The organism is Nocardioides lacusdianchii, assembly GCF_020102855.1.
GTDB lineage: Bacteria > Actinomycetota > Actinomycetes > Propionibacteriales > Nocardioidaceae > Nocardioides > Nocardioides lacusdianchii.
The window spans coordinates 36,646-51,585 of the sequence record NZ_JADHZD010000019.1; the positions used below are offsets into that span (position 1 = coordinate 36,646).

Sequence of the window (14,940 nt, forward strand, 5' to 3'; positions counted from 1 at the left end):
CTCGTGGCACCGTGTCCTTGTGGTGAAGAGCTACCCCGATGACGTCGTTGGCTGGCCGGCACCGCGAGGCGGCAAGGACGAGTCCGGGTCCTGGCTCTATGCCCTACCGGACAGGCCTGCCGAGGACTGCGAGGGAAGCGTCGAGGTGTCGGCAGTGGCGAACTACCAGGCGCTCGCCAGCGAGCTCGAGCGGCTGCGGGCAACCAGGGGTTGGTCGTTGCGGGATCTCGCGCGCGAGGCAGGGGTGTCACTCAGCGTTGCCGCCGGCGCCCTGTCCGGGTCGGGCTGGCCCCGCTGGACGACGCTGGAAGCCTGCGCCTCAGCGCTTGGGTACGTACTCTCCGTTGCCGGCAGCAAGGGTGGTGTTGTATCGGCGCTGCTGGAGCTGCTGTACGGCGAGCCCAAGCTCGCTGTTTCACCGATCGCCGCCGAGGTCGTTGTTCGGCCGAACACTCTCTACGACCTACGAAAACTCGGCAGGACTCCGTCATCCTCGACTGTGTTTGCCTTGGTGGCGTCGCTGGCGAGCGAGGTCCAGCTGGTTCCTCAGACGTGACGAGTCCCGCGCCACCTTCGTGGAAGGTCATCGTTGATCAAGGACAACGGCGTGGCCCCGGATTCGTCTGTGTCAGTGACAGCATCCGAACGAAACACTGGAGCAGCGATGGACCTCATGGACCGCTTTGAGCAGGCCACGTCCGGCGGGCCGGCGCATCGACCCCTCGAGGACCGGCTCGTTGCCGGCCGCCGTGCGCAGGCACGACGGCGGATCACCCGCACCGTCAGCGCGGTGGCTGCAACGACTGCTGTCGTAGGCGTCGCATGGGCGCTCCAACCCGGCGCCGATCCGTCCTCCGGCGACGGCATCGTTGCTTCCGACGCGAGCGCGACCCCAGACCCAGTCGTGAATAGCGACCTGAGCGACGGTGTCGTGCCACCCCCGCCCACCGTGCTGTTCGGGTACGACCTGAACACCGCAAGGCTGGAAATCGCCCCCGGCGTCACCGTCGTGCGCCAGGTCGACGACCCGGTTCCGAACGACGCCGTGACCTCGGCCGCTGCGGTGGTGACCTACGAGGGCGAGCGGAAGTGGGTGATGGCCGCCGTCGTGCGAGGCCAGTCCGGATGGGCCTCCGACCTGGTCGCCACATCAGGGCGCTCGTTCGAACAGTGGGTGCGCGAGCTCACCGTGCTCAACACGAGAGGAATGTTCAGCAACGGCCCGTATGAACCCGGCTGGGTGACTCTCGACGCCGCAGGCATGCTCACCGCCAACGACGGCGTGACCATTGTCGAACAATCGAGCCCGGCCCGCATCGACCAGGCACCCGCCAACGCTCCCAGTGCGGCCGGCACCATCGAAGTCGACGGAGCCCGGCTGTGCGTCGTGGCACGCAAGCTCCCCGGCGAGGACGCCGACATCACCTACCTTGCGGAGACCGAGCACCGCGGCTGTGGAGACGCCGTCCCCGGCATCGACTACCCGGGCGCCCCGGACGCCTCATGAAGCGTGCTGAACACGAGGCCTCCTACTCTGCGTTCGTCGTCTCACGACAAGACCACCTCCGGCGCATCGCGTACGCGCTGTGCGGCAGTTGGCACGACGCCGACGACCTCCTGCAGGTCGCATTGACGAAGCTGTACACCGCCTGGCCCCGTGTCGCCGACGGGAATCCCGAGGCGTACGTTCGTAGCATCCTGATGCGCGCCAACATCGACGCCTACCGTCTGCGCGGCCGCCGAGTCCGCACCGCTCGCCTCGACGCAGCCGGCGATCCAGCTGCCGCCACGGGGCTGCCGGTCGATGAACGCGACGCACTCGTCCAAGGCGTTCAGCGACTTCCCGAGATGCAACGCAAGGTCGTCGTCCTCCGCCACTGGCTCGGCCTCGACGTCCACGAGACCGCGCGTGAGCTCGGCATCTCCGAAGGTACCGTGAAGAGCCACTCATCCCGAGGCCTAGCAGCGCTCCGCCGCCTGCTCGAACCTGACTGTGACGAGGGCCGGCCAGCTGGCCCTGCACGCGCCGATCGTGAACGCGCTGGAGTGACTCACCCCTCCTCATGAGGACCGCAGGGTCCACAGGTCCGACCCGGGCCCATCACAAGCACGTCGTTCTGCCGGTAGCCCATTGGCCTTGCAGAAGTGTTGGTCACGGCGGCGAAATCGTGCTGGGCGGGGTCCAACGAGCACGCCTCGGGATCACTTTGACCTGCCGTTTCCTCTTTTCGTCACCACCTCGCCAACTGATCGGGCCGGTCCTTCCTGGGACCGGCCCGATCTGCACGTGTCGGGCGCGTCGAGGGGCTAACGTCCGGGGCTCCACCCCGGAGTGAGGACGCCCCATGACACCGCCCGACGACATCCCTCCGGCCGTGCCGCACGGCCACCCCGAGCTGGACCACAGGGCAGCGCCGGGGCGGGGAATCAGCGTGAGAGGCCTGGTCATCGGAGCGGTGGTGGGCCTCGTCCTGCTGATCGTCCTCCCGATCGGGGTGTACGCCGCGCTGACGGCGGGCAACGAGGACACCGCGACCGACCCGGCCGCGAGCGCGTCGCCGACGGTCGAGCCCCCGGTCGTGGAGGGGCCGGCGGACGGACCGCCCGCGGGAGCGAGCGCGGACTTCGGCCTCGTCCTGGGGGATCCCTCGGCACCGCGGACCGTCGTGATCTACGAGGACTTCCTCTGCCCCTTCTGCGGACAGCTCCAGCAGGAGGTCGGCGACCGGCTCGACGCCGCGATCGACGCAGGAGACGTGACGGTCGAGTACCGGCCGCTCGGCTTCCTCGAGCGCATCAGCGACTACTCGCCGGAGTCGGCCAACGCGCTCGCGGTGGTGCTGGACGCGGAGGGCCCCGAGGTCGCCGCCGAGCTCCGCGCCCTCCTCTTCGAGGACCAGCCCTCGGAGACCGGTCCCTTCCCCGACAGCGACGACCTCGTCGCCCTGGCGGTGGAGGCCGGCGCCGACGAGGCACGTGTGCGACCCGGGATCGAGTCGATGGCCTTCGAGGCGTGGGTGAGCGAGGCGACCGAGACCGCCCTGCAGGACGGCATCACCTCGATCCCCGCCGTCCTCGTCGACGGCGAGACGGTCGAGGGTCAGACCCTCGACGACATCGTCGCGGCCGTGCTGGGCACGTCCGGCTGAGCCCCCAGGGTCAGTCGCTCAGCGGTCCCACACCCAGCGCACCGGCGCTTCGGGGCCCAGCAGGCTGGTCCGTGCAGCACCGCGGACGTACTCCGTCTCACCGGTGCACCCGCCCGCGCCGGCGCCGAGCTTCACCAGGCCGGTCAGGTCGCCCCGGTTGAAGCGGTCGCGGAAGCGGTTCGTGCCGCCGCCGACCGAGGGGTACATGACGAGCCGCCGGTCGCCGACGTGGCTGAGCCCCACCACGTGACCGACCTCGTGGAGCATGACCTCGCGCCACATCCGTCGCAGCTCGGCGGGCGGGCGGCGGAAGGACTCCGTGTCGAGGAGGACCGCCCCCAGCATCCGCTGGCCGTTGCTCATCGCGGAGCCACCGATCCCGACGGTGCTGCCCGCGAGCATGGGCACCTGCTTCGCGGAGGCCCACGCCACGATGATGTCGATCCCGTCGGGGTAGTCGGGATAGCCACCGGGGCGCGGCAGGTGCGACGTGGTGCCGGCGGAGGCGAACCTCAGGCCGGTGGCCGCCGACACCTCACGCAGCGCGTGGCGCAGGTCGGCCTTCCCGCCCTTGCGCATCCGCGCTGGGTTGACGGCGTACCGGATCGGCGTGCAGGCGTTCCACCGCGAGCTGCCGCCGAGCAGGGCGTGCTGGGTCGAGCCCGTCGGACGGTAGCCCCGACGCACCTTCAGCGAGCCCGGACCGCTCGAGGCCTCGGTCAGCAGGGTGGTGGCGGGCGCGTGGACGCGGAAGGTGTGGCTGCCGACCCAGTAGGTCGGCACCGGGACGGAGAAGGCGCCGGAGGCCGACGAGCGACCGGTCGCGACGTCGACCCACTCACCGTCGCGGGCGCGGACCTGGACCACGACCACGCGCTCACCGCCGGAGATGGTGCCGGTGACCCGCTGCGACGCAGCACCCGCGGTGACCGTACGCGGCGCAGGCAGGTCGGCATCCAGGGCAGAGGCGAAGCGACCGACGGCGACCCGGTAGGACCCGTCGCCGAGGAAACGTCCGGACGGGTCGAGCGCCTCGGCCGAGAAGTGGTCGGTCCCCGGCTCACCCACCGGCATGGCCACCTGTGCGGAGAGCGCACCGGGGGCGAGGGTGACGGTGGCGAAGGCGATCGAGTCGCCCCAGGGGTCGTCGCGCGTGACCGGTCGCGCGAAGGTCACCGTGACCGGGCGGAAGAGGTCGTCCCCCGTCGCGGTCGCCACGAGGGTCGCGCCCGGGGTGGTCGAGGTCTCGGTCGGCCAGGTGAAGCGGACGCGGGGCTCGAGCCAGCCGTCGCCGTCGGTGTCGAAGGCGGCGCACGCGGGGTTCGACGGGTCGAGATAGGGGTCGCACTCCTCGCTCGCGGCAGCGGCCGTCACGGCCACGAGGGGCAGCAGGCTCGCCGTGAGCAGTGTGAGAGTCCAACGCTTGAGCACACGTCCCCCTAGTGATGAGCGGGCCGAGGATGGCCCCCGGAAGTGTCCTCGACGCAGAACGGCGTCCGCAGCAGAACGGCAGGAAGTGCCCCCCGGTTCGGTACGCCACCGGCTGACCGGCCCCTCCGTCGGGCCCTTCGGCACTGGGCGACGACATGCCCCCGGGCGCAGTCTGGAAGCACCTGTTGGAGGTGCGTCATGGGACGGATGTGGAGCGGCGTCGTCGCCGCCGTCGCGGTGCTTGCCCTGGTGGTCGCGGCGGTGGCGCTCCTCCGCGACGACGACGGCTCGATGCCGCACCGCGACGCTCGCGCCTGGTCGATGGGCGGCGGGATGGGCCACGACACGTGGAGCACCGACGACGAGGCCGGCTTCCTCCGCGAGATGGTCGCCCACCACCGCGAGGCGATCGAGACGGCCGGTGAGCTGGCCCGGTCCGAACGCCCGGCGATGCGCGCACTCGGGGCGCGCATCGTCTCCTCCCAGACCGCGCAGGTCGAGCAGATGGGGGCCTGGCTCGACGAGTGGTACGCCGACGACCCGGTGGACACGGCGTACGAGCCAATGATGCGCGACCTCTCGGGGCTCAGCGATGACCGGCTCGACCGGACCTTCCTCGAGGACATGGTTGGGCACCACATGGCCGCGGTGATGATGTCGCAGCGCCTGCTGGTCCACGGGGCCGCCGAGAACGACGAGGTGGCCGACCTCGCGCGCACCATCCGCACCGAGCAGGTGCGCGAGATCCGTTGGATGAGCGAGCGCCTGTCGACGTGGTTCGGTGTCAGCGCCGCCCACGGCCGCATGATGGGCTGCCCCGGTCTGGCCTGACGCTCCCGGCTGGAGCGGCGCCCGTAGCATCGGAGTCGATGAGCCGCCCGACCCCCGCCCCGCACCGCGCCGCCCTCGCGGCGCTGGTCGCGGCGCTCGTGGTCGGCATCCTCGGGATGCACGCGCTCACGCTCCACGGCCCGTCGTCGGAGGCGTACGCCGCCGCCCCGGCCGCGGCGCAGGGGGACCACGCCGCCGGTCACGGCGACACCCGCGGGTCCCCGACGGGCGCGGCCGCCACCTCGGCGCCCCAGGAGGGGTTGGGCCACCACGCCGACCACCTGCTCATGCTGTGTGCCGCCATGCTGGCCGTCGCCGCCCTGCTGCTCCTTGCGGGCCTGCTGGTCCGCATCGTGCGCCCGGTCAGGCTCGTCGGGGCCTTCGCGCCCCTCGCACCCACCGCGACCGTCCTTTCCTGGGTGCGTGCCACCGGCCCACCGCCGGCGTGGCAGTTCTCCGTCATCAGGTGCTGATCGGCGTACGCCGCGGCTGCCCTGCGACCCGTCCGGGCGCACGTGCGGCTGCTGCTTGCCCGCCCTTCCCACGAGACCTGGAGAACGCCTGACATGAGCACGACCACCCGCACCATGCCCCGCACCCTGGGCACCCTGTCCCTCGGCCTGGCCCTCGCCCTCGGCGCCACCGCCTGCGGCGACGACACCGAGGCCGCCCGCACCGTCGAGACCAGCCCCACCGAGCACAACGACGCCGACGTCGCCTTCGCGACCGACATGATCCAGCACCACGCGCAGGCCCTCTCGATGGTCGACCTGACGCTCGACCGCCCGCTCGACCCCGAGGTCCAGGCGCTGGCCGAGGAGATCCGGGCCGCGCAGGCGCCGGAGATCGAGACCATGGCCGACTGGCTGACCGACTGGGACGAGCCGGTCCCCGAGACCATGCGCGACCACGCCAACGCCGGTCACGACATGGGCGACATGTCCGACACCATGGACGACATGGAGGACCACGGGTCCGACATGCCGGGGATGATGAGCGCCGAGGACATGGACGCCCTGGAGGGCTCCGCCGACGCCGACTTCCAGCAGATGTGGCTCGAGATGATGATCGAGCACCACGAGGGCGCGGTCGAGATGGCGCGCGCCGAGCAGGAGGGCGGCCGCTTCGAGCCGGCCGTCGACCTGGCCGGACAGATCATCGACTCCCAGACCGAGGAGATCACCACGATGCGCGAGCTGCTGGAGGGCTGACCGGGCCGGGCCGCCCGGCGACCGGGCGGGCCCGTGTCCCACTTTTTGCACTGAGTGCAACACTTCCTCCGTGAGCCCGGTCGACCAGCACGTGCCCCTGCGCGAGCAGCGGCACCGCGCCCTCGTCGACGCAGCCCGTGCGCTGGCGACCGACCACGGCGCCGACGGGTTCACCGTCGACCGGGTCGCCATGCTCGCGGGGGTGTCGCGGCGTACGGTCTTCAACCACTTCGCCGGCCTGGACCAGCTGCTCGTCGCGGTGTGCGAGCAGATCCTCGCCGAGGTCACCACCGACCTCCTCGAGGGCGTCGACCGCGGCACCGCCGACCTGCCCCCGGGAGCTGCCGGCGGCGCCGCCGCGCTCGATGCGGTCTGCGAGGCCACCCGCGACGTCGACCTGCCGACGGCGATCGTCACGATCCAGCACGTGCTCGGCGGTCCCGACGTGGCCGACGAGCGCGCCGACGCGATCTCACGCACCGCCCTCGAGCACGTCGCGGGCCGCCTGCGCGAGCGCCTGCTGGAGCGCGCGCCGGGGCTCGACCCGCTCGACCTCGAGCTCACCCTGACCCTGCTCACGAGCGGCCTCGCCACCATCGCGCGCCACTGGCTCGAGGAGCAGCCCGCACCTCCCACCCGGGTGTCCCCCGAGGACCGTGCCGACTGGGACCGGCTGCTCGACCGCCTGCTCCACCGGCTCCGCGCCGGCCACGCCGGCTGATCCACCCCGACTCCGAACACCCACCCCGAAAGGCCGTCACCCGACATGGCTGAGCTCCTCTTCCGCATCGGCCGCTTCGCCGCGCGGCGCCACTGGACCGTGATCGGCGCCTGGCTGGGCGTCCTGGCGGTCACCGTGGTGACGTACGTGTCCTTCGCCGGCGCGCTCTCGTCGTCGATCACGCTGCCGGACACCCCCACCACGCAGGTCTCCGGCCAGCTCGAGCGCGACTTCGAGGGCACCGGCGGCGGCAACGGCTCGATCGTCGCGGAGACCACGGACGGCTCGGCCTTCACCGACGCGCAGCAGGGCGAGCTGGTGGCGTTGTTCGACCGTCTGGCCGAGGTCGACTCGGTCGCCGACGTGTCCGACCCCTTCGCCACGCAGGAGCAGCTGGACTCCTCGGCCGAGCAGGTGGCCGACGGCCGCAAGCAGCTCGCCGACGGCTTGGCCCAGCTCCGCGAGGCCCAGGCACAGATCACCGGTGGTCGCGCGGCCCTGGAGCAGCAGCGCCAGCAGGCGCGCGAGGACGGCACCCTCGCCTCCGTCCGCGCCCAGCTCGACGCCGCCCAGCAGCAGCTCGACGAGGGGCAGGCCGAGCTCGACCGGCAGCAGGAGCAGGTCGACGAGCAGGCGCCCCAGCTCGAGCAGGGTGCGACCCTGACCTCGCTGTCGTCCGGCTTCCGCACGGTGTCGGAGGACGGCAGCGCAGCCGTCGCAAACGTCACCTTCGACGTGTCGACCAACGAGGTCACCCCCGAGGTGAAGACCGAGATCGAGGACCTCGTCGCCGACGCCGACATCGACGGCGTCGAGGTCCACCCCTCGCAGGACATCGCACAGACCGTCCCGTCCATCCTCGGCCCGGGTGAGATCGCGGGCGTGGTCATCGCCGCGATCGTTCTCTTCGTGATGCTCGGGACGGTGCTCGGCGCGGCGCTTCCCCTGGTCACCGCGCTGCTGGGCGTCGGCGTCGCGTCACTGGCCTCGCTGTCCTTCTCGGGGATCGTCGACTTCGTCTCGGTCACCCCGGTGCTCGGCGTGATGCTGGGCCTCGCCGTCGGCATCGACTACTCGCTCTTCATCATCAACCGTCACCGCCGTCAGCTGAAGCAGGGCGCCGACCTCCACGAGTCGATCGGCCTGGCCAACGGCACCTCCGGCAACGCAGTCGTCTTCGCCGGGGTGACCGTGATCGTCGCGCTGCTCGCGCTCAACGTGACCGGCGTCGGGTTCCTCGGCCTGATGGGCACCGTCGGTGCCGTCGCGGTGCTGGTCGCGATCCTGATGGCGGTCACCCTCACCCCCGCGGTGCTGGGCCTGGTCGGCACGCGGATCCTCCGCAAGCGCGAGCGGGCGAGCCTGGCGGGCGGGACGACGACCGACGACGACGCCATCACGGAGCGGGACACGCCCATGAGCACCCGCCGCGCCTGGACCGTCCTCGGGCTGGGCGTGGTCGGACTGCTCGTGGTGGCCGCACCGGGCACGCAGATGCGGCTCGGGCTCCCCGACGGGTCGACGCAGCCGCCGGAGTCGGCCGGCTTCAAGGCCTACGACATTCAGGCGGAGAAGTTCGGCGAGGGGTCCAACGGCCCGCTGCTGGTCGTCGCCGACCTCCCCGGTCCGATCACCGAGGACGGCGTCGTCGCCGAGCAGGCCGCGGTCGGCGAGCAGCTCGGGCGGGTCTGGAACGTCGAGGCCGTCGTGCCGATCGGTGCGTCGCAGGACCGGTCGGCCCTGGCCTTCCAGGTCGTCCCGGCCGGGTCGCCGTCGAGCGAGTCGACCGCCGAGCTCGTGCAGAACCTCCGTACGTCCACCCCGACGACCACCGACGGCGGCGAGGCCACCCTCGGCGTCGCGGGCAACGCCAGCGCCGGCATCGACATCTCCGACAAGCTCGCCGAGGTGCTGCCCCTCTACCTCGTGCTGGTGGTCGGCCTCTCGCTGCTGATCCTGGTCCTGGTGTTCCGCTCGATCCTGGTGCCCCTGACCGCGACGCTCGGCTTCGTGCTGTCTCTCCTCGCAGCCTTCGGCGGCATCACCGCGATCTTCCAGCTCGGCTTCCTCAGCGACCTCTTCGGCGTCCACGCGCCCGGACCGGTGCTGAGCTTCCTGCCGATCATCGCCACCGGCATCCTCTTCGGCCTCGCCATGGACTACCAGCTCTTCCTGGTCTCCGGGATGCGGGAGGCGTACGCCCACGGTGCCCCGGCGCGGGTCGCGGTGCAGCACGGGCTCAACGCCGGGCGGGCGGTCGTCACGGCCGCGGCGATCATCATGATCTCGGTCTTCGCGGGCTTCATCTTCTCCCACGACGCGACCATCAAGCCGATCGGCTTCGGGCTGGCCTTCGGGGTGCTGCTCGACGCGTTCGTGGTTCGGATGGTGCTGATCCCGGCCGCGATGCACCTGCTGGGCGAGCACGCGTGGTGGCTGCCGCGCTGGCTGGACCGGATCCTTCCCGACGTCGACGTGGAGGGTGCGAAGCTCGAGCGCAGCCACCCGGTGCACACGGCGCCGACTCACGACACAATGCATCCGTGACCGACTCCCGACCCGTCCGCACCTGGCTGACCGACATGGACGGGGTCCTCGTGCGCGAGGAGGACCCGATCCCGGGGGCGAAGGAGTTCATCGCCGCCCTGCGCGAGCAGGAGATCCCCTTCCTGGTCCTGACCAACAACTCGATCTTCACCCCGCGCGACCTGCGGGTACGGCTGCTGCGAAGCAGCGGCATCGACGTGCCGGAGCAGTCGATCTGGACATCCGCGCTCGCGACCGCGCAGTTCCTCGACGACCAGCGTCCGGGCGGTTCGGCGTACGTCGTGGGCGAGACGGGGCTGACCGCGGCGGTCCACGACATCGGCTACGTGATGACCGACCAGGACCCGGACTACGTCGTGCTCGGCGAGACGCGGACCTACTCCTTCGAGGCCATCACCCGCGCGATCCGGCTGATCAACGGAGGGGCGCGCTTCATCGCCACCAACCCCGACCCGAGCGGCCCGAGCGCGCAGGGGATGCTGCCCGCGACCGGATCGGTCGCGGCGCTGATCAGCACCGCGACGGGCCGCCAGCCCTACTTCATCGGCAAGCCCAACCCGCTGATGATGCGCAGCGCGCTCAACCGACTCGAGGCGCACTCGGAGACCACGGTGATGATCGGCGACCGGATGGACACCGACATCATCAGCGGCCTCGAGGCCGGCCTGCGCACGATCCTCGTCGCGACCGGGGCGACCGAGCGCCACCAGGTGCAGGACTTCCCCTACCGACCCACGATGGTCGTCGACTCGATCGCCGACGTGGTGCCGATGGTCGGGCAGATGCTGCTGCCCGAAGAAGCCGGCGAGGGGATCTAGGGCGCTGATCACGACCTTCCTCGTCGAGCACCCGTGGCTCACGAGCGTCGCACTCCTGCTCACCGTCACGGTCGGGCCGCCGCTGGGCTACTGGCTGGTCGAGCGTCCCCGGCTCGCCCTGTGGCTGGGGCTGCTCAGCGTGCTGCCCGTCGTGGCGCTCACGCTGGTGCCGACCAGCCGTGACCTCGTGGTCGGGTGCGCGGCCGAGTGGTACTTCCCGAAGCTGGGGGCGGTGGAGCTGATGGCCAACCTCGTGCTCTTCGTGCCGCCGGCCCTCCTGTTCGGCGTCGCCCTCCGCCGACCGCTGCTCGTGCTCGTCGGGGCGAGTGCGGCGTCCGCGCTGATCGAGGTCCTCCAGGCGTTCGCCACGACGCTGGGGCGGTCGTGCTCGACGAACGACTGGTTGTACAACACGCTGGGAGCCGTGCTGGGTGCGGCGGTCGCTGTGGCAGCGCTCCGCGCATCGAGAGCAATCGGAGTACAGCGGGCGAGCGGCGGCCACTGACCGCTGTGCGGTGTCCGTGGTTCGTCAGCCGCACCACGATCACCGCACTCTGACGTCTCTCAGGCAGCGCGGCCGGGAAGCAGGCGGCGTACGGCTCCGCGCAGCGCGCTCTCCGGGCGACCACCGCGCTGGATGGGGAGCAGGTGGGTGAGGTTCTCGCGCTCGGCCATCAGCTGGATCGCGTCGTCCTCGTAGCCCTGGGCCAGGGACTCGGCGGCGGCGAGGTCGTCGCGGGCGACCGCGGCCTCGACCAGGCGGGCGTAGTGGTCGTGCAGCTCGTCGAGCTCGTCGATCAGTCGCATCTCGTTCTCCTCGGGGTGGGGACTTATGTCTCCAGTGTGCCGAAGTCCTTGGAACGATCCAATCGCGGAGGGTGTGACCTTGCCCGCGTACGACGGATCAGCGCGCGTAGGGCGTGAGCAGCTGGTCGACGGGGGCGTAGTCGTCGCGCAGCACCGGGGCGTCGCCGACCCACGCGTCGAGGTCCTCGCCCTCGAGCGCGCCCCACGCGAGGTCGCGCTCGGCCATCCGGTCCTCGACAGCAGCGATGTCGAGCGGTGAGGCTGACGCGACCACGACGAGGTTGCCCCCCTCCTCCCCGGCGAGCGACGACGGCTCGGCGAGCAGCGCGACGTGGTCGAAGACCTCGGCCGTCGTCGCGACGGCCGCGCGGGCGAAGTCGAGCGGACCGAAGTCGATGAGGTTGGCTACGTAGACCCCGTCCGCGGCCAGCGCCTCCTCGAGGCCGCCGACGGCCTCGACGCTCGCGAGGTGCCACGGCACGCTGACGCCGCCGAAGGCGTCGCCCACGACCAGGTCGAGGGCTGCGGGCTCGAGGTCGTCGATCGCGAGGCGGCCGTCCTCGACGTCGACCTCGACGCCCTCGGGCAGCGAGCCGCCGAGGAGGCGTACGTCGGCCTCGACCACGCCCGCGTCGATCTCCGACACTCGGCTGCTGGTGCCGGTGCGGGTGGTGGCGAGGTAGCGCGGGATCGTCAGGCCGCCGGCGCCGAGGTGGTAGGCGTCGAGCGCCTCGCCCTCGGGGAAGGCAGTGTCGGTGACCGAGGCCATCGCCTCGATGTAGGCGAACTCGAGGTGGGTCGGGTCCTCGACGTCGACGTAGGAGTGGCGCAGCCCGTCGAGCACGAGGGTCCTGCCGGTGGGTCGCTCGGGGTCGGTGGTGATCGCGAGGCAGTGGTAGGTCGTCTCGGTGTCGCAGCCGCTCGGCGCGGCCGCCGCGCCGAGCCCGGCCAGCGCCACCACGAGCGCGAGCACGACGTCGCTGCGCCCGCGACGCCCGGCGACCTGCACGGCCACCGCCGCCACGAGCAGGGCGACCCCGAGGCCGACGAGGATCCCGCTGACCGGCACCCGCGAGATCAGCACGAAGCCCGTCACCACGGTGCCGAAGATCGCACCCACCGTGCCGACGCCGGAGAGGTGGCCGACCACGCTGCCGGTCTGCTGGAGGCTGGTGAGACGCAGCTTGATCACCACCGGCGTCACCGCCGACAGCAGCGCGCCCGGCACGAGGATCGACAGGGTGGCCATGAGCAGCAGCAGTCCGGGACTGTTGGTGGCCGCGGAGCCCCGCACCAGCGTCGGCGTCAGCGCGACCGCGGCGCCGGAGATGCCCAGCAGCGGACCGAGGAGGTGCCGTGGCGCAACGCGGTCGGCGCTCCACCCGCCGGCCCACGTGCCCGCGGCGATCGCGGTCAGCGCGAGCCCGATCACCATCGTGTTCGTCTCGAGGGTCAGGCCGAAGTAGGGCGCCAGCAGCCGCAGCGCGACCAGCTCGACGACCAGCACCGCCGCCGACGAGCCGAAGACCAGGGCGGCGGCCACCCACGGACCGAGCCCCGGTCCGCTGGTCGACTCAGGTGCCGGTGCCTCGTCGCTCGTCATGCGCAGATCCTCGCCGACGGCCGCAACCGGTGCGGCGTACGCCCCTCAGGCGGCGAGTGCCAGGCCGAGCACGACGCCGGCCAGCGCGCAGGCGCCGAGCGTGCGGAGCACCGACCACCCGCGCCAGAAGACCAGCGCGCAACCCAGCACCGTGATCGCCAGCGACGGCCACTCGAGGGAGGCGAGCAGGGGGTACTCCACGTCGAGCGGGCCCGCGGTGAGGCGGGCGGTGTCGGCGAAGAGGGTGTGGAGGGCGAAGAAGACCGCCAAGCTGGCGATCACGCCGACGACCGCGGCGGTGATGCCGGCGAGGGCGGCGGCGAGGTCCCGGTTGCCGCGCAGGCGCTCGACGTAGGGCGCGCCGAGCAGGATGAAGAGGAAGCACGGCACGAAGGTCACCCACGTGGTGAGCAGCGCGGCGAGCACCGCCGCCACCCACGGGTCCAGCCCGCCTGGCGCGCGGTAGGCACCGACGAAGGCGACGAACTGCACCACCATCACCAGCGGCCCCGGGGTGGTCTCGGCGAGCGCGAGGCCGCGCACCATCTCGCCGGGCGCCAGCCAGCCGTAGACGCTGACCGCCTGCTGCGCGACGTAGGCCAGGACGGCGTACGCCCCGCCGAAGGTGACCACCGCTGCCCCGGAGAAGAAGAGGCCCTGGTCGACGAAGATGCTCGAGCGGCCGAACAGCACCGCGGCGATGGCGACGGGGGCGAACCACGCGGTGAGGCCGATGGCCAGGACCAGTGCCGACCGGCGGGTGGTCGGGCGCTCGGAGTGCAGCGCGTCGTCGCTGATCAGCGGCGCCGGGCCGTCGTCGACCGCGGCGCGCGGCGGGTGCGTGAGGGTCGGGATCCGGCGCCCCAGCACCCAGCCGAGGAGCGCGGCGACGGCGACCACCGCCGGGAAGGGGACCGCGAAGAAGGTCAGCGCGACGAACGACAGCACCGCCAGCGCGACCAGGGCCGGGTGGCCGAGACCCTTGCGGCCGACGCGGACGACGGCCTGCACCACGATCGCGATGACGGCGGGCGCGAGGCCGAGGAAGAGCGACTCGACGAGCGTGCTGTCGCCGTAGGCGACGTAGATCCCCGAGAGCACCAGCAGCGCCACGACGCCGGGGAGGATGAAGAGGACGCCCGCGACCAGCGCACCGCGCACGCCGTTGAGGAGCCACCCGACGTAGGTCGCCAGCTGCTGGGCCTCGGGCCCGGGGAGCAGCGTGCAGTAGGACAGCGCGAAGAGGAACCGCTGCTGGCCGATCCAGCGCTTCTCGTCGACGAGCGTGCGCTGCATGACCGCGATCTGCCCGGCGGGTCCGCCGAAGGTCTGGAGCGAGATGGCGAACCAGGTCCTCGCGGCCTCACGAAGCGGGATGACGTCGCGGGTCGTGCTGGAGCCGGTGCCCATGGCTGCATGGGACCGCGCCCGTGGGAGCAAAGTCAAGCCGACTGGTCGACTTAGCCCGGACGTGACCGACGCCCCGGCCGTGGGCCGGGGCGTCGGTGGGTGCTGCGGTGGCTCAGGCGGTCTTGTTCTTGCCGGCCACGGACTCGGCCACGCCGATCAGCAGGACCGCGAACACGACGGCGAGCACGAAGCCCAGCACGTTGAGCTCGAAGATGCTGCCCTTGTTGAAGAAGTTGGCGATGACGCCACCGATCACCGAGCCGACGAGGCCCAGGCCGAGGGTGGCGAGGATGCCCAGGTTCTGCTTGCCGGGCTTGATGAGCCGGGCCAGCGCTCCGATGATGAGGCCGGCGACGAGGAATCCGATCATGTGCTGCTCCTTGGCTCTTGACGGGCGTCGTGGTGACGCCCT

The 14,940-nt window shown here is 71.7% G+C and carries 16 protein-coding genes; 11 read left to right on the plus strand and 5 right to left on the minus strand.

Annotated features, from left to right (window positions below; all coding sequences use genetic code 11):
• Positions 1-19 precede the first annotated feature (19 nt).
• The 4 genes from IRX98_RS23215 (at position 20) to IRX98_RS19585 (ending at position 3,149) form a co-directional block, all read left to right on the plus strand.
• Complete coding sequence (locus IRX98_RS23215) at positions 20-556, plus strand: helix-turn-helix domain-containing protein (protein WP_224279638.1); 537 nt, start codon at positions 20-22, stop codon at positions 554-556.
• A 33-nt stretch (positions 557-589) separates the two neighbouring features.
• Positions 590-1,507 (plus strand): hypothetical protein, encoded by a 918-nt coding sequence (locus tag IRX98_RS19575; protein WP_224279640.1) that lies wholly within the window; start codon positions 590-592, stop codon positions 1,505-1,507.
• Positions 1,504-2,067: a SigE family RNA polymerase sigma factor gene (locus IRX98_RS19580; RefSeq protein ID WP_224279642.1), complete on the plus strand. Its 564-nt coding sequence runs from the start codon at positions 1,504-1,506 to the stop codon at positions 2,065-2,067. Before IRX98_RS19575 ends, IRX98_RS19580 begins: the two co-directional genes overlap by 4 nt.
• A gap of 278 nt (positions 2,068-2,345) precedes the next feature.
• The gene (locus IRX98_RS19585) at positions 2,346-3,149 is read left to right on the plus strand and encodes a DsbA family protein (protein ID WP_224279644.1); all 804 of its coding nucleotides are present in this window, start codon (positions 2,346-2,348) and stop codon (positions 3,147-3,149) included.
• 18 nt (positions 3,150-3,167) lie between these two features.
• Here the strand turns inward: IRX98_RS19585 and IRX98_RS23655 are convergent, their stop codons facing one another.
• The gene (locus IRX98_RS23655; protein ID WP_224279647.1) at positions 3,168-4,580 is read right to left on the minus strand and encodes a matrixin family metalloprotease; all 1,413 of its coding nucleotides are present in this window, start codon (positions 4,578-4,580) and stop codon (positions 3,168-3,170) included.
• A 198-nt stretch (positions 4,581-4,778) separates the two neighbouring features.
• Here IRX98_RS23655 and IRX98_RS19595 point away from each other — a divergent pair, with 198 nt between their 5' ends.
• The 7 genes from IRX98_RS19595 to IRX98_RS19625 all read left to right on the plus strand — a co-directional run bounded on the left by IRX98_RS19595 (position 4,779) and on the right by IRX98_RS19625 (position 11,213).
• On the plus strand, positions 4,779-5,411 hold the full coding sequence (locus tag IRX98_RS19595; protein ID WP_224279649.1) for a DUF305 domain-containing protein: 633 nt from the start codon (positions 4,779-4,781) through the stop codon (positions 5,409-5,411).
• A 38-nt stretch (positions 5,412-5,449) separates the two neighbouring features.
• Positions 5,450-5,884, plus strand: coding sequence for a DUF6153 family protein (locus tag IRX98_RS19600; RefSeq protein ID WP_224279651.1), 435 nt, complete (start codon positions 5,450-5,452; stop codon positions 5,882-5,884).
• A gap of 93 nt (positions 5,885-5,977) precedes the next feature.
• Positions 5,978-6,622 (plus strand): DUF305 domain-containing protein, encoded by a 645-nt coding sequence (locus IRX98_RS19605; RefSeq protein WP_224279652.1) that lies wholly within the window; start codon positions 5,978-5,980, stop codon positions 6,620-6,622.
• A gap of 70 nt (positions 6,623-6,692) precedes the next feature.
• Positions 6,693-7,343: a TetR/AcrR family transcriptional regulator gene (locus tag IRX98_RS19610; protein ID WP_224279653.1), complete on the plus strand. Its 651-nt coding sequence runs from the start codon at positions 6,693-6,695 to the stop codon at positions 7,341-7,343.
• Positions 7,344-7,388: 45 nt separating this feature from the next.
• A complete protein-coding gene (locus IRX98_RS19615) occupies positions 7,389-9,890 on the plus strand; it encodes an MMPL family transporter (RefSeq protein WP_224279654.1) in 2,502 nt (833 codons plus the stop codon).
• A 35-nt stretch (positions 9,891-9,925) separates the two neighbouring features.
• Positions 9,926-10,708 (plus strand): HAD-IIA family hydrolase, encoded by a 783-nt coding sequence (locus tag IRX98_RS19620; protein WP_224279686.1) that lies wholly within the window; start codon positions 9,926-9,928, stop codon positions 10,706-10,708.
• Between the two features lie 139 nt (positions 10,709-10,847).
• Complete coding sequence (locus IRX98_RS19625; protein ID WP_224279655.1) at positions 10,848-11,213, plus strand: VanZ family protein; 366 nt, start codon at positions 10,848-10,850, stop codon at positions 11,211-11,213.
• 59 nt (positions 11,214-11,272) lie between these two features.
• On the opposite strand, the gene IRX98_RS19630 is transcribed toward IRX98_RS19625, so the two are convergent.
• From IRX98_RS19630 to IRX98_RS19645, 4 genes are all read right to left on the minus strand, one after another.
• Entirely contained in the window at positions 11,273-11,515 is a 243-nt protein-coding gene (locus IRX98_RS19630; RefSeq protein ID WP_207083428.1) for a hypothetical protein, read from the minus strand.
• Between the two features lie 97 nt (positions 11,516-11,612).
• Positions 11,613-13,118: a fused MFS/spermidine synthase gene (locus IRX98_RS19635; RefSeq protein ID WP_224279656.1), complete on the minus strand. Its 1,506-nt coding sequence runs from the start codon at positions 13,116-13,118 to the stop codon at positions 11,613-11,615.
• Positions 13,119-13,163: 45 nt separating this feature from the next.
• A complete protein-coding gene (chrA, locus tag IRX98_RS19640; protein ID WP_224279657.1) occupies positions 13,164-14,528 on the minus strand; it encodes a chromate efflux transporter in 1,365 nt (454 codons plus the stop codon).
• Positions 14,529-14,640: 112 nt separating this feature from the next.
• Positions 14,641-14,898: a GlsB/YeaQ/YmgE family stress response membrane protein gene (locus IRX98_RS19645; protein ID WP_207083425.1), complete on the minus strand. Its 258-nt coding sequence runs from the start codon at positions 14,896-14,898 to the stop codon at positions 14,641-14,643.
• Positions 14,899-14,940: the final 42 nt, after the last annotated feature.